This is a genomic window from Gaiella sp. (genome assembly GCF_039915195.1).
Taxonomy (GTDB): Bacteria; Actinomycetota; Thermoleophilia; order Gaiellales; family Gaiellaceae; genus Gaiella.
Window position 1 is genome coordinate 1 of the sequence record NZ_JBDSNT010000058.1, and the last position, 17,649, is coordinate 17,649.

18 protein-coding genes are annotated in these 17,649 nt (G+C 67.8%); 10 read left to right on the plus strand and 8 right to left on the minus strand.

What is annotated here, in order from left to right; all coding sequences use genetic code 11:
- From ABIR74_RS05635 to ABIR74_RS05680, 10 genes are all read left to right on the plus strand, one after another.
- On the plus strand, positions 1 to 954 hold a 954-nt coding region (locus ABIR74_RS05635; protein WP_348175776.1), incomplete at its 5' end, for an ABC transporter permease.
- Positions 954 to 1,838: an ABC transporter permease gene (locus ABIR74_RS05640; protein ID WP_348175778.1), complete on the plus strand. Its 885-nt coding sequence runs from the start codon at positions 954 to 956 to the stop codon at positions 1,836 to 1,838. The genes ABIR74_RS05635 and ABIR74_RS05640, both read left to right, overlap by 1 nt.
- Entirely contained in the window at positions 1,835 to 3,877 is a 2,043-nt protein-coding gene (locus tag ABIR74_RS05645) for an ABC transporter ATP-binding protein (protein ID WP_348175780.1), read from the plus strand. Before ABIR74_RS05640 ends, ABIR74_RS05645 begins: the two co-directional genes overlap by 4 nt.
- On the plus strand, positions 3,874 to 5,106 hold the full coding sequence (locus ABIR74_RS05650) for a cytochrome P450 (RefSeq protein WP_348175782.1): 1,233 nt from the start codon (positions 3,874 to 3,876) through the stop codon (positions 5,104 to 5,106). The genes ABIR74_RS05645 and ABIR74_RS05650 overlap by 4 nt, the downstream gene beginning before the upstream one ends.
- A 2-nt stretch (positions 5,107 to 5,108) precedes the next feature.
- Complete coding sequence (locus ABIR74_RS05655; protein WP_348175784.1) at positions 5,109 to 5,582, plus strand: cupin domain-containing protein; 474 nt, start codon at positions 5,109 to 5,111, stop codon at positions 5,580 to 5,582.
- A 9-nt stretch (positions 5,583 to 5,591) separates the two neighbouring features.
- Positions 5,592 to 6,023 carry a hypothetical protein gene (locus ABIR74_RS05660; RefSeq protein ID WP_348175785.1) on the plus strand — a complete coding sequence of 144 codons (432 nt, stop codon included), beginning with the start codon at positions 5,592 to 5,594 and terminating at the stop codon, positions 6,021 to 6,023.
- 2 nt (positions 6,024 to 6,025) lie between these two features.
- A complete protein-coding gene (locus ABIR74_RS05665) occupies positions 6,026 to 6,214 on the plus strand; it encodes a hypothetical protein (RefSeq protein ID WP_348175787.1) in 189 nt (62 codons plus the stop codon).
- Positions 6,211 to 6,930 carry a creatininase family protein gene (locus tag ABIR74_RS05670; protein ID WP_348175788.1) on the plus strand — a complete coding sequence of 240 codons (720 nt, stop codon included), beginning with the start codon at positions 6,211 to 6,213 and terminating at the stop codon, positions 6,928 to 6,930. The genes ABIR74_RS05665 and ABIR74_RS05670 overlap by 4 nt, the downstream gene beginning before the upstream one ends.
- Before the next feature lies 1 nt (position 6,931).
- On the plus strand, positions 6,932 to 8,476 hold the full coding sequence (locus tag ABIR74_RS05675; RefSeq protein ID WP_348175790.1) for a hypothetical protein: 1,545 nt from the start codon (positions 6,932 to 6,934) through the stop codon (positions 8,474 to 8,476).
- Positions 8,473 to 9,555: a Gfo/Idh/MocA family oxidoreductase gene (locus ABIR74_RS05680; protein ID WP_348175792.1), complete on the plus strand. Its 1,083-nt coding sequence runs from the start codon at positions 8,473 to 8,475 to the stop codon at positions 9,553 to 9,555. The genes ABIR74_RS05675 and ABIR74_RS05680 overlap by 4 nt, the downstream gene beginning before the upstream one ends.
- Here the strand turns inward: ABIR74_RS05680 and ABIR74_RS05685 are convergent.
- The 8 genes from ABIR74_RS05685 to ABIR74_RS05720 form a co-directional block, all read right to left on the minus strand.
- On the minus strand, positions 9,552 to 9,716 hold the full coding sequence (locus tag ABIR74_RS05685; protein WP_348175793.1) for a hypothetical protein: 165 nt from the start codon (positions 9,714 to 9,716) through the stop codon (positions 9,552 to 9,554). The two genes, ABIR74_RS05680 and ABIR74_RS05685, sit on opposite strands and share 4 nt — an antisense overlap.
- 484 nt (positions 9,717 to 10,200) lie before the next feature.
- The gene (locus ABIR74_RS05690; RefSeq protein ID WP_348175795.1) at positions 10,201 to 10,323 is read right to left on the minus strand and encodes a hypothetical protein; all 123 of its coding nucleotides are present in this window, start codon (positions 10,321 to 10,323) and stop codon (positions 10,201 to 10,203) included.
- Positions 10,324 to 10,341: 18 nt separating this feature from the next.
- Positions 10,342 to 11,781 carry a hypothetical protein gene (locus tag ABIR74_RS05695; protein ID WP_348175797.1) on the minus strand — a complete coding sequence of 480 codons (1,440 nt, stop codon included), beginning with the start codon at positions 11,779 to 11,781 and terminating at the stop codon, positions 10,342 to 10,344.
- Between the two features lie 89 nt (positions 11,782 to 11,870).
- Positions 11,871 to 13,460: an ABC transporter substrate-binding protein gene (locus tag ABIR74_RS05700; RefSeq protein WP_348175798.1), complete on the minus strand. Its 1,590-nt coding sequence runs from the start codon at positions 13,458 to 13,460 to the stop codon at positions 11,871 to 11,873.
- 764 nt (positions 13,461 to 14,224) lie between these two features.
- The gene (locus tag ABIR74_RS05705; RefSeq protein WP_348175800.1) at positions 14,225 to 14,971 is read right to left on the minus strand and encodes an SDR family oxidoreductase; all 747 of its coding nucleotides are present in this window, start codon (positions 14,969 to 14,971) and stop codon (positions 14,225 to 14,227) included.
- A 10-nt stretch (positions 14,972 to 14,981) separates the two neighbouring features.
- Entirely contained in the window at positions 14,982 to 15,734 is a 753-nt protein-coding gene (locus ABIR74_RS05710; RefSeq protein ID WP_348175802.1) for an SDR family oxidoreductase, read from the minus strand.
- Positions 15,731 to 16,432: a sugar phosphate isomerase/epimerase gene (locus ABIR74_RS05715; RefSeq protein WP_348175803.1), complete on the minus strand. Its 702-nt coding sequence runs from the start codon at positions 16,430 to 16,432 to the stop codon at positions 15,731 to 15,733. Before ABIR74_RS05715 ends, ABIR74_RS05710 begins: the two co-directional genes overlap by 4 nt.
- A gap of 228 nt (positions 16,433 to 16,660) precedes the next feature.
- Entirely contained in the window at positions 16,661 to 17,632 is a 972-nt protein-coding gene (locus tag ABIR74_RS05720; protein WP_348175805.1) for a phytanoyl-CoA dioxygenase family protein, read from the minus strand.
- Between the last annotated feature and the right edge of the window lie 17 nt (positions 17,633 to 17,649).

Here is a 17,649-nt window from a genome sequence, read left to right on the forward strand (position 1 = left end):
ATGCGATTCCTCACTCCCTTTCTCTCGCTCGTCGGCGTCCTGCTCGCGATCGCGATGATCACGTTCGCGATCGCAACGGCGCTGCCGGGCGACACCGCCGAGATCCGGGTCGGCAAGCGTGATGACCTGACGTTCGAGCAGCGTGCCGAGCTCGTCGCAGCGGAACGAGAGCGGCTCGGCCTCGACCAGCCGGTTCCATGGCAGTTCGTGATCTGGCTCGGGAAGGCCGTTCAGGGCGACCTCGGCGTGCAGGAGGGCGGTGGGTCCGTCGGCAAGGCGGTCCTCGAACGGATCATCCCTTCACTCGAGCTCGCGTTCCTGACGCTAGCGGTCTCGCTTCCGCTCGCGGCACTCCTCGCGTTGCGTTCGGTTCGCCGCGGCAAACGTGTCTTCTCGGTCGTGGCCGGTCAGCTCTCGACAGTGGGGTTTGTCGTGCCGCAATTCTGGCTTGGCATCCTTTTCGTCATCTTCTTCGCAGTACTGCTCGGATGGCTTCCGGCGAGCGGCTACGAGTCGTTCCGCGAGCTTCCCGTCGAGCACGTGAGACGGGTCATCATGCCTCTGATCACGCTTGTCATTCCCACAACCGCGGTGTTCTTCCACTTCATGCGCCAGAGCCTTCGAGAGGCGCTCGGCACCCAGTACATCCGCACTGCCCGCGCGAAGGGGCTCTCGGAGACCTCCGTCCTCTACCAGCACGCATTCCCGAACGCCCTGCTCCCGTCGCTGACGGTGTTGGGCGTTCAGTTCGGGCAGCTGCTCGGGGGAGTCGTCGTCGTCGAACGGATCTTCAACTGGCCGGGCGTCGGCGGTCTCCTCATCTACTCGGTCGAGCGACAGGATTTCAGCACCCTGATCGCGTGCGTCATGGCGATCGCCGCTGCGTACGTGCTCATGTCCACACTCATCGAGATCGCCTACCGCGTGGTCGATCCCAGGATCAGGCGCGCGTGATGAGCTGGCTCCGCCACAACGTCCGACTGCAGATCGGTCTCTTGCTGCTCGCGCCATTTGCGATCGCCGCGCTGATCCCTGGCGTGATCGCCCCGTACAGCCCGACCGACCTTGTCGATGCGCCATTCGCCGCGCCCTCGGGTGACTACTGGCTCGGAACCGACGAGCTCGGACGCGACGTGCTGTCGCGTCTCGTCTACGCCGCGCGCACCGACCTGAAGATCAGCCTGGGCGCGACGCTGATCGCGGCCGTGATCGGCGTCTCCATCGGGCTTCTCGCGGGATACCGCGGCGGTGCGGCGAGCGCGGTCGCTCTCAGGGTCACCGACGTGATGCTCGCCTTCCCGTCGATCCTGCTGGCGCTCTTCCTCGTCGCCGTGATCGGGCCGAGCGACACGATCGTGATCCTTGCCCTGATGATCCTCTACATACCCGGCTTTCTCCGATTCGCGCGAGGGATGGCGATGAGCCTGCGGGAGCGGGCATTCGTCGAAGCGAGCGTGATCTCGGGTGCAGGTTCGCGCTATGTGATCTGGAGACATCTGCTCCCGAACGCGATCGGCTCGCTTCTCGTCGGGATCTCACTCACAGCCGCCTACACGCTTCTGGCAGCGGCGACGCTTTCATATCTCGGGCTTGGCACGCCACCCCCCGCGCCGAGCTGGGGCGGCATGCTCCAGGCGTCCTTCAACTATGTGTTTCAGGACTGGCGGTACGGAATCTGGCCGGGCCTGTGCATCGTCACCGTCGCGCTCGGCTACATGCTCGTCAGCGAGGGCATCGAGGTGGCGGTGCAGCGCAGCGGGAGTGCCGGCGCCGCGGTCGGCTCGGTCGAGCCAACCGGGCTGTCTGGGTCGACCGGCTCCGGAGGGCAGGCGACATGAATGACGGCCCCACGGAAGGCTCACTCGACGGCGCCGTCCTCAGGATCGACGACCTGGTCGTCGACTTCCCGCTCGGTGCGCGAACGGTGAGAGCGGTAGATGGGTTGTCACTAACGATCCGGGCCGGGCAGCGGCTCGGGATCGTCGGCGAGTCGGGATCGGGCAAGTCCACCGTTGCGATGGCCGTTCTCGGGCTGCTAGAGCCGCCCGGTGTGATCGGTCGCGGCTCGATCAGGCTCGGCGATCTCGAGCTCGCCGGCGCGACCGACGACGTCCTTCGCCAGGTGCGGGGCGGGCGGATCTCGATGGTCTTCCAGGACGCTCTCGGATCTCTGAACCCGGTCAAGTCGATCGGCTATCAGCTCCTCGAAGCGATCAAGCTCCACACCGAGGCTCGGGGGCGTACGGCGGTCGACCGCGCGGTCGAGCTCCTGACCGAGGTGGGTGTCCAGACGCCGCGGCAGCGCCTCGAGCAGTATCCCCACGAGTTCTCGGGCGGGATGCGGCAGCGGGTGATGATCGCGATGGCGCTCGCATCCGACCCCGAGCTGTTGATCGCGGACGAGCCGACGACAGCGCTGGACGTGACGACCCAGGCGAGCGTGATCGATCTGCTCCGCCGCCTCGCCGAACAGCGCCGGATGGCGGTCATGTTGATCACGCACGATCTCGGCGTCATCGCCGGGTTCGCGCAGGACGTACTCGTCATGTACGCCGGCGCCCCAGTCGAGTACGGCGCCGTCGACGATGTGTTCGAGCGCGCCGGCCATCCGTACGCGCAGGCCTTGATCGCGGCCGTTCCCCGCCTCGGGGACGAGCGAGCAACGACCCTCCCGTCGATCCCGGGCGTGCTGCCGCGTGCGGACGCGATTCCCCCCGGTTGCCGTTTCGCTCCGCGTTGCCGCCTCGCAGGCGACCGGGAGGTGTGCGTGACGCAGCGCCCTGCCTTCGCCATCGATGACCCCGCGGCCCGGGTCGCCTGCCATTTCGTTCACGAGTCGAGGGCGACCGCCGGCGTGCTGGCGAAGGAGGAAGTCTCCCTCGGCGTGCCGCTCGTGGGCGAGGAGTTGCTCACCGTCGTCGACCTCGCGAAGAACTATCGTGCTCGCGGCGGCGACGGGTCGCGCAAGGGGTGGCTGCGCGCGGTCGAGGGCGTGAGCTTCGAGATCAAAAGTGGTGAATCACTCGGGCTCGTCGGTGAGTCGGGCTCCGGAAAGTCGACGGTTGCGCGGCTGCTCCTCGGCCTCACCGAGAGAACCCGTGGGGAGGTCGTCTTCGGCGGGCGTCCGCTGGAAGCGCGCGGCGGAGGTCTTGCCGCGGAGCAGCGGGGCAGGGTGCAGATGGTCTTCCAGGACCCGGGAGATTCGCTCGATCCACTGATGACGATCGACAAGATCGTCGCCGAGCCACTGATGTTGCTCGACCGACGCGCCGCCAGGAAGAACCGCGGTCGTGTTCCCGAGCTCCTCGAGCTCGTCGGCCTAGGAGCCGACTTCGGCAAGCGCCGCCCGCTCCAGCTCTCAGGAGGGCAACGCCAGCGCGTCGCGATCGCCAGGGCACTCGCTACCGACCCAGCGCTGATCGTGTGCGACGAGGCGGTGTCCTCGCTCGACGTTTCCGTGCGAGCCCAGATTCTGAATCTCCTCATGGACCTCCAGCGCCGGCTCAGCCTCTCCTACCTGTTCATCTCGCACGATCTCTCCACCGTGAGACACGTGTGTGACCGCGTTGCGGTGATGTACGGGGGACAGTTCGTCGAGGTTGCGACGGCCGACGAGATCTTCGCTGCCCCGCAGCACCCGTACACGATCGCGCTCCTCTCGGCCGTGCCCATTCCGGACCCGGCGCTCGAGCGCGAGCGTCGCCGGATCAGGCTCGAGGGTGAGCTACCAGACCTGACGCAACCCGTTCCCGGCTGCATCTTTGCCTCCCGCTGCTGGAAGGCCGAGGAGCGCTGTCGAACCGAGCGGCCGGAGCTCACCGAGCGGGGTGGCACGGCGAACCGCACCGCCTGCCACTTCCCGGAGAACGTCGCATGAGCGCCCGGTCGGCAATCGACCCTGCCGCCCTCCATGACGACGCGTTCTGTCGCGATCCGTTCCCCGTCTGGGAGCGGCTTCGACACGAGGCGCCGCTCTTCCACGACACGATCGACGACGTCTACGTGCTGACCCGCTACGACGACGTCGCCTCCGTCCTTCGAGACGACGCCACCTACTCGACCTGGATCTACAAGACATGGTTCGGGGACGTGATGGGAGACACCTTCGCCCAGCACGACGGCGAGCGTCACACACGCGAGCGTGCCCGCATTGCGCCACACCTCGTCGGCGCGCCGCTCGATCGGCTTCTTCGACCGACCGTCGAAGCGGTCTCGGTCGAGGTCGTTCGCGAACTGCCCAAGGGCAACATCGATCTCATCGGCCCCTTCACATTTCGCCTGCCCGGTCTCGTGATGGCCTCGCTCTTTACGATCCCGGCGTCCGAGCGGGCGCGGTTCCTGGAGCTCGCCGGAGCGATCTCGTTGGGCCTCGTCGGCGGCGAGGACGAGCTCGCGGCCGGAAGAGCCGCCCGCAGCGAACTCGAGAAGTGGACGACACTACGGCTGGCGGAGCGCCGCAGCGACGGCGGCCCGGACGATCTGCTCGAGTGGCTACGCGGGCCGGACGCTACCGGCGCGGTCCTCGATGACGACTACATCTGCACGAACGTCAACTTTCTCGCGGCTGCGGGCAGCTCGACGGTCGATTACGCCCTGCGCAACGTGCTCTGGGTGCTCCTCGCCCACCCGGACCTCGCGGCGGCCGCGGGTGAGGGCAACGTCGAGCTGCTCGATCGTGCCGTCACCGAGGCATTCCGCTTCGCGCCGCCGGTGCCGTACGAGGGGAGGATCACGACCGAGGACGTCGAGTGGTACGACCGGACGATTCCCAGGGGGTCGATCGTGCGGGTTGCCCTCGCGTCGGCAACGAACGACGAGGCAGTGTTCGCCGACCCTCGCCGCTTCGATCCCGCTCGCTCCGACGTCTGGGCCGGCGACTCACGCGGCGGGATCAGGCGCGACCGCTCCGCGAGCCACCTCGCCTTCGGCCTCGGGAGCCACTTCTGTGCCGGCTACAAGCTCTCGCGGCTCGAGGCCAGGGAGGGGCTCACTCGACTTTTCCGCGATCGGCGGCCGAGGCTTGCCGAACCGCTCCCACCGCTCCGGATCCACCAGCACCACCTCACCATCCCCTGTCTACGAGTCACGCTCGCACAAGGAGGCTGACGATGACCGATAACCCGAAGTACCGTGCTCTCTGGCCGCCGTACCAGAGCATCCCGTACGAGCCCGGGGGGGAGCCCCGCCCGACCCTGCTTCGCTCCGTCGACCATCGCTTCGATGCGTGGGCACCAGCCCCGGGCAATGCGACCCCGTCGTGGACGTGGGTGTCGACGCCGCATATCAACTCGGGAATGTTCGTCGTGCCCGCCGGGTGCTGGTTCGACCCCGGTGATCACCCGAATCCGGAGCCCTACTACATCGTCGCGGGGACTCTTCATCTCTCGAACCCGGACACCTCCGACGTGGTCGAACTGGTTGCCGGCGATGCTGCGAACATCCCGGCCTGGGCCGCCCACCACGGCTACAACTTCGGTGACAAGGACTGCTACATCGCCTGGTGGGTCCCCGGGGAGATGCACACCGACCTGTTCAAGCAGAAGGTCGAGGAAGACACGCTCTACGAGCTCGGCTGGTACTAGCGCAAGCCGGTGGTGCTGAACGGGTCGCATGATCGCAATGAGGACTTCGCCACACGTCTCGATCAGCTGGCCTCGTGGCCGGGCGAGCCCAAGTCGGCGATCGACATGATGAAGCTCGACCGGGCGACCTGGCTCCACCTGATCACGGGAGACGAGCCGCGCCAGACGTACCTCTCGTCGTTCTTCTATTGCGACGAGAAGATCCGGGCCGGTGAGATGCGCCTGCCGGTGCGACGCGACACGAAGCCCGAATCGGTGCCGTTCGAGAAGGTGATCCGCGTGACGGTCGGCACGCTGGTCGTGTCGTTGACGGGAACGACCGACGTTCTCCGTGCCGAGGTCGGCGATGTCGTCTTCTTGCCGGCGAACGTCGAGCACAGCTTCATGAGCGTTGGGGAGACCGGGACGACCGCGGTGTTCGGCATGGCGAGCGTCGGCTAGAGATGGGCGACTACGAGGCGGCCTTCTACGTCGAGGCGGGCAGCCCCTCCGTCAACCTCACGGGAACCGGTCGTAGCCTGTTTGCCAGGCCCTCCGGCGTCGCCCTCCTTCCGTCCGGGACGGCGCACACGCTGCAGGCGGTGGGCGACGAGCTGGTCGCGACGCTCTTCGCTCAGGCGCTCCGCGCATGACTGTGAGGCTGCTCGAGGTCACCCGCGGCGCCGCTCTCGAACGGGGGCGCGCTGGAGCACTCTGCCTGCTGCCGGTCGGGTCGCTCGAGCAGCACGGCGAGCACCTGCCTGTGGGAACGGACTCGCTCCTCGCGGAGACCGTCGCGCTCCGCGCAGCCGACGCCGCGCAGCGGGACGTGCTCGTGGCGCCGACGGTCTGGGCAGGGCTGAGCCCGCACCACGTCCGCCTCGGGCTGACGGTTACCCTCGAGCCCGAGCTCGCGATTGCTCTCACGCGGTCGATCGTCACGAGTTTGCGATGGTGGTTCGACCAGGTCGTGATCGTGAACGGGCACGGCGCCAACCGCGGATGGCTCGAGGCGCTCGGGCTCGTGGAAGAGTGCCTCGTCGTAACCTACTGGGAGCTCGTCGCCCCGGGCCTTCTGCGGGAGCTCTTCCCGGCCGACCTCGGCTCGATCGGTCACGCGGGCCAGGCCGAGACGTCCGCGATGCTCACCGTTGCGCCGGAGCTCGTCGGCGAGACCGACGGGTGTGCCTTCGAGCCGATTCGGCGCGAGAACGACGCCTTCCGTCTCCCCGACATGGGTTCGAGTGGTGTCCTCGGTGACCCCTCGGCCGCGTCTGCCGAGGCAGGGGAGCGGTTCATCGACGAGGCCGTGGAAGGCCTCGCCCGGCTCCTCGACTCCCTCACTCCCCCGACGGCCAAGGAGGCCTGAGATGACCGACTTCCGTGCCGGTTCCGCATCACTCCCGCTCGACCCACCGCTCGGGTTGCCGATGGTCGGCTTCATCCGACAACCGTGGAACGCGAACGGCTACGGTCTCCCGCTCGAGGTCGGTGCGATGGTGTTCGAGCGCGACGGGACGCGCGTCGTCCTCTGCGGCGTCGACATCGTAGGGATCGTCGAGCCGCAGATCAGCGCGTTGATCGGGCGCGTCGCCGCCGCGACGGGCGCCGACCCGGCCGGCATCCTGCTCAACTGGAGCCACACCCACCTGGCACCTCCCGGCGGCGTGGCGAATGGCGCGGTGTACGGCGACGTCGACGACGATCTGGCGGAATCGATCAGCTCCTTCTCGCGCGTCATCCACGACAAGATCGTCTCTGTCTGCCGCCTCGCGGTCGAGCGGCTCGAGCCTGCGGGGGTCGTCTGGGGTCAGGCGGACACAGAGCTCGCCGTCAACCGTCGCGAGCGCACGACCGGCGGCTTCAACGGCGGCTCGATTCTCGGCTGGAACCCGGACGAGCTCGTCGACAACCAGGTCACGGTGCTGCAGGCACGCCGGCCGGACGAGTCGGTGATCGCGACCCTGGTCGGGTTCGGCTGTCACCCGGTGACGACGGGCTACGACATGGATGTCTACTCGGCCGACTTCCCGGGTCCGATGCGAGACATCATCCGGTCGGTGACGGGCGGTGAGTGCGTCTACTTCCAGGGCGCCGCCGGCAACGTCCTGCCGAAGTTCGCCTTCACCGACACCGAGGAGGAGGCTATCCGCATGGGGACGCGCCTCGGTCTCGCGGCGCTCGACGCGGTCGCAGACCGGTTCAGCAGGCCCGTCACCGTCCTCACCGAAGAGGAGGGCTCGGTAACTCCGATCACGCGGTATCGCCGCCGTCTCGAGGAGGCGCATGCGCCGGCACTCGGCGCCGTCGCGGAGACCGTCTCGATCCCGCTCATGGCGCACCCACCGCTCGAGGAGATCGAGGCGCTGCGCGCGGAGTACGACGCGGCTCTCGAGGATGCGCGGGCCTCGGGCGACCGCGGTAAGGTGAAGCTTGCGTGGTACCAGTCCGCGTGGGCGCGGCGGGTCGAGTCTCAACTCCGCGATGGTACCGCCCCGACCTCGGTGCCCGGCCCGGTGCATGCGGTTCGGATCGGCGACGGCGTGATCGTGACCGGCCCGGGCGAGACGTTCACCGAGTACGGCATCGCCGTGAAGGAGCGGTCGCCGGGGAAGCCCACACTCTACGCGGGCTACACGAACGAGATCCTCGGCTACCTGCCGACGGCGAACGAGTACCAGTACGGCGGCTACGAGGCCGGGTACGGCTACAAGAGCGTCGGACTGCCGTCTCTCTTCGATCCGAGCCTCGAGCAGACGTTCGTCGAGACGGGTGTAAGGCTTGCCGAGCAGCTGTTCCCGGAGGTCGAGGCATACGACGGGACGGACGGCTGGCTCGCGCGTGGAGAGCTCCCCACGCTGCCATCGACGAGACTCGAGCACCCGTCGCTCACGCGGGGCGGGGACACGTCGTGAGCCGAGCGCGGATCGGGGTGATCGGGGCGGGCTTCTGGGCGTCCTACCAGTACCTGCCGTACTTCCGCGATCACCCAGACGTCGAGCTCGTGGGTGCAGTACGCAAGGACGAGCAGGGACTCGACGCCTTCAGGAACGAGTTCGGGCTCGAGGTGGCGACGAGCTCCGTGGTGGAGCTCCTCTCGTCAGGCGTCGACGGCGTCGTCGTCTCGTCGCCGCATACTCTGCACCGCGAGCACGCGGTCGCCGCACTCGAGGCGGGGGCACACGTTCTCGTCGAGAAGCCGATGACGGTGACCCTGGCCGACGCGCGCGCGCTCGCGGCGGCATCCGTTGCCGCGGGGCGAACCGTCGGAGTGGCCCACGGCTGGAACTACCAGAGGCTCACGACCTGGGCGAAGGACCTGCTGCTCGAGGAGCGGCTCGGGGCGATCACCTCGGTCACCGGATATATGTCGAGTTGCCTCACCGACCTCTTCTCTGGCCGCTCGGGGTACGGCGTCCTCGAGGTCGATGGCTTCCCCGTCGAGGCCGAGACGGAAACCTGGGCGAAGCCTGACGCCGGTGGGGGATACCTCTTCGGTCAGCTCAGCCATCTGCTCGCGCTTGGCCTCTGGCTCGTGCCCAACGAGCCGGAGGACGTATTCGCAAGAGCGCACCTGCTCGGGAACGGCGTCGACCTGGACATCCAGGTCTCGGTCGCGCTCGCTGGCGGCGTGATCTGCTCCTTCAGCGGCCAGGGTCACGAGCCGTGGGGTCGCCGCCACGCGTGCGATCTCAGGATCGCAGGGGAGAACGGTGTGCTGATGCTCGACTACGACCGCACGCAAGCACAGCTTCTGCTCGAAGGCGACAGGGAGAAGGCGGAGTGGCTCACGGTCGAGCCGGATCCACCTGCCGCCGAGACGGATGCCGAGTACACCTGTGACGACGCGGCGCTGTTCCTCGTCGACACGTGCCTCGGGCGCGAGACCGTCAATCGCGCCCCCCTCGATCTCGGCGTGCGGACCGTCGCCGTCATGGACGCGGCCTGGCGGTCTGCGAACGGCGGCGCCCCGGTGCGCATCGAAGACCTCTAGAGTCGGACGAGAGGGAGAGCGGTGAACGAGACGATCTGCACGCTCGCGATGCCGGGGCTCATCTTTGGCTCCGGTGCGTCGCTCGAGACAGGCGGGCGGAGGTCGGCATGATGCTCGCCGCGACCGCTGCGGGAATCGGCTTCGGCAGCGCCGGCGTCCATATGCCGCACGCGTGCTCCTACCCGATCGCGGGGCTAAGCACGGGTGGAAGCCCCCGGCTATCCGGGTGAGGGCGGTTCGTGCCCCACGGGATCGCCTGTGCTCTCACCGCACACGCTGCGTTCGGGGTCACGCATGCTGCACTCCCCGATCGACATCGCAAGGCGACCCGTCTCCTCACTGGCCGAGAGTCGGATCCCGACGATCCGAACCCGCTCGGAGCGGCGATGCTGTCTTTCATGAAGCGGATCGGAACGCCGACGCGGCTCGCCGACGTCGGCTATGACGCTGAGGACATGCCGGCGCTCGTCGCTGGAGCAGAGAAGCAGCACCGTCTCCTCTCGTGCGCGCCACTGCCGGTCTGCTCGAGCGCGTGTTCCGGGAGAGCCTGTGAGCGACGAGCTCCTCGTCGGCGCCGCACGGCACTCGCTCGAGTCGCCGCTCGACCTACCGCTCGACCTGCCGCTCGTCGGCTTCGTGCCGCAGTCACACGACGCGACCGGTGCCGCCGAAGACGTCTTCCCCGACGCGGAGCCCTGGGACGGTGATCGCGGTTGGACTGTGACGGGCGAGCTCCCGGGGCTCCTGCCCCCGGACGTACTCGCTCATCCCGGCCGCGAGGATCGGCTAGGCCCTGCCGATCAGCTCGACGCTCGCATCTGCTGCCCGGGTCGCCGAGTCGGGATGCAGGATCACCGGCATCCCCCAGGCCTGCGGAAGCAGGTCCGGCACCGCGTAGCTCCCGTTGACGCTCCAGCCCCCGTCCGGATAGTCCTCCCCGCGTGGGAGGTAGCCGTAGAGCCCGTTCGAGTACCCGAGCACGAACGTGTCGGGGAACGGCGAGCGCGCTCGGATGTCGAGTCCGGTCTCGAAGAACACTTCCATGTTGAGTGCGCTCAGGACGATGTCGTTCACGCGGATGACCTGGAGGTAGAGCTCATGCGTCGGATGGCCGTGCTCGACCGCTGAGACCAGGTTCCGCGCCCAGAACTCATACTTCTGCGCCAGTCGGATCTCCCAGTCGAGCGCATCGCTCTGCCCCCGCGCCTCGGCCGTGCGCTGCCAGTGCCCGAGGATCGCCTGCGCCTCCTCGAGTGAGGGAAGCTCGTCGTAGTCGAGCGCCACGACGTTCTCAGCGGCGGCGAGGTGGGTGCTCGTGTCGTCGTCGACGGGCTCCCAGGGGGTGAAGAGGATGTTGGGGACGTTCCCGAGTGGCCGTCGTTCCCCAGCCTTCGTGTTGGTGCGGATCCCGGCAGCGACCTTCAGCGCCTCGCCGCCGAGCTCCATCCCGACCCGGTTCTTCGTGTCGCGGCAGTCGATCTCGTAGCCGATGCCGACGCGCGGGTTCACGTTGCCACCGCAGCCCTGGAGGAAGAGCGCGAGGCCGCCGAGGTTCTGCTCGATCACCTCGCGTGCCGGCCCTGGGTAATCGGCGGACGCGACCTGCGAGCGGCTGCCTATGGTGACAGGGTGGGCGGAGTAGCGGAAGAGGGTGGCGATGGGGTTGCCGTCGAGGTCGTCGACGCGGATCACGCCGACGGAGGTGTCGATCGGGTGGTCGGGTACCTCGCCGAGGACGTCGCGGCCGTCGCGGGTCTCGCGTCGGTAGACGCCAATCGTGCTCTCTCCCCAGCCGCAGCCGATCCGGGCCGGCTGCAACCGGCTGTCCGCCTCCACCGCCGCGTCGGCGAGCCAACGCTGCAGGTCGGCCTCGTAGCGCGTCCTGAAGGGGATGTCCTCGGGAGAGTCCGTCATCGCCATGAACTCGGGTAGGGCGGGTGCGCTGTGGTTGTGGCTCAGGTTCAGGAGCACGTGCGTCGTCGGGATAGCGAGGGCATCGGCCACGGAGGTGCGTAGGCGACTGCCCTCGGCCATGCTCACGACGCAGAGGTCGGTTGCGACGACTGCGACCTTCGTCTCGCCGTCTCCGAGGACGAGCACCGTGGCGGTGAGGTCGCTCTCGATCGCCTGGATCGGGGCGCCGAAGAGGCGCAGCCCGGCCTTGCCGGTGCCGAGGAGCGGGTTGATCGTGCGGCGTGCGACGCCGGCGTGAAGTGTCGATCCCATCGTTCTCCTTCGCGAGGACGTTGCCCGGAAGAACGGAGGGGCGCCGCCTGCGCGACGCCCCTCCCTGATTCAGATCCGATCGCTGCCGGCTACGAGCTCAGCCAGACCGTACGGAGACTGCCGTTGAAGTCGCTGAACGAGACGTAGTGGTTCTGGACGCGCTTGCTTGCGACCTGGTACTTCCGGATTGCCACGAGCGGCATCTGGATCGGGTTGTCCCAGAGTGCCTGCTGAGCGGTCCGGTACATCGGCTTCCGCTTGGCCTCGTCGAGCTGGATGCGACCATTCCCGATCGCCTTCCACGCCTTGAGGTTCTTGTACGCCGGCGTCTGGATCCTGAACGTCGACGAGGCCGGGTGGAACTCCTGCACGTAGCCGTCGACGTCACCGCGCATCCCGCGTCCGTTGAGGAACCAGTCGTACGTCCCCGCCGAGTAGATGGAGGCGAACGTTCCGATCTCCGTGCCCTTGATGTTGACATCGATGTTGATCGCCTTCATCTGCTGCACTAGGAGTGCTGCGACGCTCGGGTAGTCCTGCAGGCTGACGATCGTCATGTTGACCGAGAAGCCCTTCGACATGCCAGCGTCCGCCATCAGCTTCTTCGCCATCGGCAGGTCGTACTTCGCGTACTTGTTCTTCAGCTCGGCCGGCGTGAGAGGCCACGGGCCGTAGCCGGGCGGGACGAATGAGGTGAACGCTGCCTCGCCGCTGTAGACCGTGTTGATGATCTGCTGGCGGTTGATAGCGTGGTTCACCGCGCGGCGGACACGGACGTCTGCCCACGGCTCGTTCTTCCCGGGCTTGAGCGACATCTGCAACTCGCGGAATGCCGCGTTGAGGTTGCTGATCACCTGCAGGCTGCTGTCGTTGCGCAGCGACCGGGCCGCGTCGACCGAGAGCGTTGCGAGGTCGATCGCACCTGCCCGCAGGGCGGCGATGCGCGCCTGCTCGTCCGTCATCACTTTCAGCGTGATTGCGTCCATGTACGGCTGACCCGGCTTCCAGTACCTCTCGTTGCGCACGAGTTCGACGCGGTCGAGCGGGTTGAAGCCCACCATTCGATAGGGTCCCGTTCCGATCGCGTTCCGACTCACGTTGATCTGGTCGTAAAGTCCCTCGGGGACGATCGGGGAGTAGCGCTGCCAGGCGAAGAAACCGACAACTCGGGCGTCTGGGGCGCTCATGCGCAGCCGCACCTGATACTTCGAGACGACGTCCGCCCCGAGGATCGTGGCGGGAACGTTGGCTGCGACGGCCTGGCTGCCAGGCGGCGGCACCTTGAGCATCTTCTCGACGGAGTACTTCACGTCGTCCGCCGTCAATTCCTTGCCGTTGTGGAACCGGACGCCCTTACGCAGGTTGAACAGGATCGCCGTCTTGCTCTCGACCTTCCACGATGTCGCGAGGGCCGGCTTCATGTTCAGATTGCGGTCCCACTCAGCGAGCGAGTCGTAGGAATGCTCCTTGCCCCAGTGCGCTGCCCCGGGTGCCATGCCGTACGGAGCGACCGCGACCGGGTCGGACTCGAGGCCCATGATCAGCCTGCCCCCGCGCCGGATTTTCGGCGTGGCGAACGTCGCCTTGCGTCCCGCCGTAGCGGTGCCTGCGAGCGACCCGGCGGCCACGGCTCCGGCGCCTATCGCACCGGCCTTTGTAAGCAGCTCACGTCGCTTCATGTGCCCCTTTGTATCCTTGGAGCTCTGTTCCTCCGACATCGACTACCCTCCCTTTTCCTCTGAATGGGCCAAGCAAACGTGCGATCGGCTGGGCACGCGTGCGGTAGGCATTGCACCGTCGAAGACTACGACGGCCCGTATGGGTCGAAAGTTGTGAAGATAGGTGGAATCGTTTCAGGAATCGGTTGTAGGATTGATCATTTGGTTCCTGATGTCAAGCAGCTTCCGCCCACCGACGGCGCGTATCGACCTCGTCTCACAGCCGCTCGAGCAACGCCAGTACGCCCGTCACGGCGCGCTGCTAGGAGTCGGGATGCAGGGCGACCGGGTGGGGGTGCATGCACCTGGAAGAACAGCTCGGCGTTCAGCCCGACAACCGCGATGTCGTTTATACGGATCGCCTGCAAGTGGAGATCACAGGTCGGGGCGTGACCACGGGCGGCCGTCTCCACGAGTAGCCGTGCCCAGTCCTCCTGCTTCTGCGCACCGCAGAGCTCCCTCTCGAGTGCGTCAGCCAGGCGCAGTTCCGACAGCCTCCGCTCGTTGCTTGCGAGGAGCTCTATGCCGACCCGGTTCTTCGTCTCGCGGCAGTCGATCTCGTATCCCATCCCGGCGCGGGGGTTGACGTTGCCACCACGCCGTGAGATCGCTCTCGATTGCCTGGACGGGATTGCCGAAGAGCCGGAATCCCGTCTGCCTCGTGCTGAGCGCGGGGTTGACGGCGCGCCGGGCGGCGCCGGCGTACAGCGTTCCCTCCTCGCTCATCAGTAGGCGGTCGCGGTCAGGTCGACCATCGTGCCGGTGACGAGGCCACCGAGGCCGCTCGCAGTGAGCAGCGTGTACCGCGCGACGTCCTCGGGTGGGGGTAGGTGACCGAGGACATTCATCTCTCTGACCTTCTCTCTGAAGGCCTCCGGCAGAGACCGCTGCATCTCCGAGTCGAGCGAAGGAGGCGAGAGCGCGAAGACGCGGATACCGAACGGCCCGTACTCGCGGGCGACCGCCTTGCTCAGCACGATCAGGCCGGCCTTGCTCATGCCGTACGCGCTCACCGTCGCGACGCCGCCGGAGACTCCAGCGGTCGAGACGACGTTCACGATCGCCGGGGACGTGGCGTGCCTGAGATACTCGAAGCTCTCCTGCATGATCAGGGCCGGAGCGCGGAGGTTCACTTCCCACGCGGCGTCGAGCTCGTCCAGCCCGAGATCCCTGAACTCCCGGCGCACGAGCGTGGCCGCGTTGTTGACCACGATGTCGAGACCGTCGAGCAGGCGGGCCGCGTCGTGCACGAGTTGACGGCAGGCAGCAGGGTCACGAAGGTCGGCGGCGAGTCGGAGCGCGGACTGCGGAAGATCTGCATCGTCGATCGTCGGGCTTCGTCCTGCTGCGACGACGGCCGCACCGCGGTTATCGGCTTCGACGACAAGTGCCCGTCCGAGTACCCCCGCGGCGCCGGTGACGAGTATGCGCAGTCCCGAGAGCCATTGCTCGTCTCTCCCCGGAACGCTCACGTTGTCGCCCCTAGCGGGCAAGCCAGCCCCCATCCACCGGCAGGACGATCCCGTGCACGTAGTCGGACGCGGGAGCGGCGAGGAAGACGGCGGCGCCAGCGAGATCGGGCGGCACTCCCCAGCGCCCGGCAGGCAGACGGGCCAGGACGGCCTCGCTCCGCGCTAGGTCGCTCTCCCAGATGTGACGGTTGAGCGGCGTCTTGACGTAACCGGGAGCGATAGCGTTGACGTTGACTCCGTGGGGAGCCCACTCGTTCGCAAGCGCCTTCGTGAGCTGAGCGACGCCGCCCTTCGACGCGGCGTACGCGGCGGCACCGAATCCTCCCTGGAAGCTCAGCATCGAGGCGATGGTGATGATCTTGCCACGGCCTCGCGGCACCATGAGTGCGCCCGCGAGCTGGCACAGCTCGAAGACGGCGGTCAGGTTCGTCTCGACCGTGTCGTCCCAGTCGGCGAGGGTGAGCTCGAGCGCCGGAGCGGCGTGCACGGCGCCGTGGCAGGTGACGAGCACGTCGAGCCCGCCGAGCGCCTCGACAGACTCCTCGAAGCCGCGCGTGAGCTCGGAACGGTCGGAGAGGTCGGCACGGACTGCGACTCCGCCCGCGCTTGCAGCCGCGTCCTCGACGGCAGGCGAACGGCCAAGCACGGCGACGGTTGCACCCGCATCCGCCAGCGCCAAGACGATCCCCTGGCCGATCCCGCCCCCACCGCCGGTGACGAGAGCCCGACGGCCCGCGAGCCCGAAGAGTGAATCTGCGCTCATCGCGACCGAAGATAGTCGACGTACTGGCGGACGAGGACGCGCTCGTCGGCGTCCGGGGCGAGTTGGCCGAGCTCGACCGCGAGGAGTGCGCGCGGGCAGGCGTCGAGCACGGCGTCCATCGGGATCACACCCTCACCGGGCGCGAGGGTGAGCGGCCCGGCGGCCGGGTCGTCCCAGGTGCCGGCGCAGTTCTTGACGTGCACGATCTCGATCGCGGGCTCGAGTCGTCGCACGGCGGCCGTCACGTCGTCGCCCACGCGGAGAGCGTTGGCGGTGTCGAAACAGACAGCGAGCCCGCCGCCCACCCGGTCGAGCAGCACCTCCACCTGCTCCGCCGTGAGGTCGCCGTGGTTCTCGATCGCAAGGCGCACCCCGTGGTCGAGGGCGGCGGCACACGCCTCCCGAAGTAGGTCCGTGACGGGGCCGGGGTCGCGTCCGCGATGGGCGGGCCCGCCGGCCACGATGCGCATCACGTGCAGCCCGAGCGCGGCCGCGGGCGGAAGCCAGGCGAGCAACTCATCGAGAGCCTCGGGGCGGTCACCGAACGCGAATCCATCCGGTGCGCCCCAGGATAGACCGAGTACGAGCCCGCCTGCTTCGGCGAGGTACACGCCCGGTTCGAAGGTGTCGGGCTCTCCCAGAAAGGAGGTCTCGAGCAGAGCGAAATCGAGGCCGAGGTGGCGGGCTTCGACCACCACGTCGAGCGACCCGCCGCTGAAGAGGCACGGCGGCGACGACTCTCCGGAGCGGGTTTCGCCGAGGAGCCGGTGATAGGCGTAGCTGTCGACCCCAACGCGCCGCGACCTCAGGCCCGAACCCGCCCGCTCTGGGCCGGCTCCAGCAGGAGATCGCGATCGAGGTCGACCACTGCCGTCGGCGCCAGCTGGGTCACCTCTATCGCCAGGGCTCATTCCGGCGGTCGTCCGCTACGCGCAGAACGGGGCGTCGGCGTGCCAGCGCGTGAAAGCCGGAACCTCACCGCGGCTCAGCGCCTCGCGCGCCTCGAACCACATCTCCGCCCACGCGGCCGGGTCGCGCAGGACCCGCTCGGGATGGGCCTGGCTTCGCGCGAGGAAGCTCGGGAAGTGGGGCCTGCCACTCGGCTGTCCGGCCGGCTGGTAGCGGAGATCCATGCTGATGCGAACCCGGTCCTCGCTCCTGTTGTCGAGCGAGCCGTGGATGAGATTCTGGCCGAAGAAGAGCACGCTGCCCGCTCGCATCGGGAGTGCCACTGCATCGTCGAGCGTGAGGAGGTGCTCGGGGATGCCGGTCTGGGGCTCGGTCGGGCAATGGTCGTAGAGATCGTGCCGGTGACTCCCGGGAACGACCTGCATGCAACCGTTCTCCTCGTCAGTGTCGGTCACCGCGACCCAGCAAGAGAGGATCGTCGAGCTGTCGGCCTCCGGCAGCAGCACGCCGAGGTCCTGGTGCAACGGCACCCGGGCGGCGAGGTAGCTCCGCGCCCGCTCGGCGCCGAGCACCCTTCCGGGGGGCTTCATCCGCACGTGCTGGACGGGGTTCGAGACGAGCTCGGGGCCGAGGATACCCTCGACGACGTCGAGCAGCCGATCGTGCGTGAGCAGGTCGAAGACCGCGGGCCCGACATGGAGCGGGGTCTCGGACGTGATGTCCTTCTGCGGCAGGCTGATATCGAAGGGCTGATGAAAGCTGCTACCGGTTGCGCCGCACAGGGTCAGCAGCCGTTCAGCGAACGGCAACTCGGAGTGGTTCGACTCGACGACGCCCTGGGCCATCAGCGACTCGGCGATCTCGCTCAGAATTCCGTTCCACTCGGCGTAGATCGGCTCGAAATCGGTCTCGGCGTCGAAGACGTCGGTGACGACGACATAGCCGTCCTCTGCGAGATGGGTGCTCGTCTCCGAAGTCGTCAGTGGCATGGCACTCCCGTTCCTGG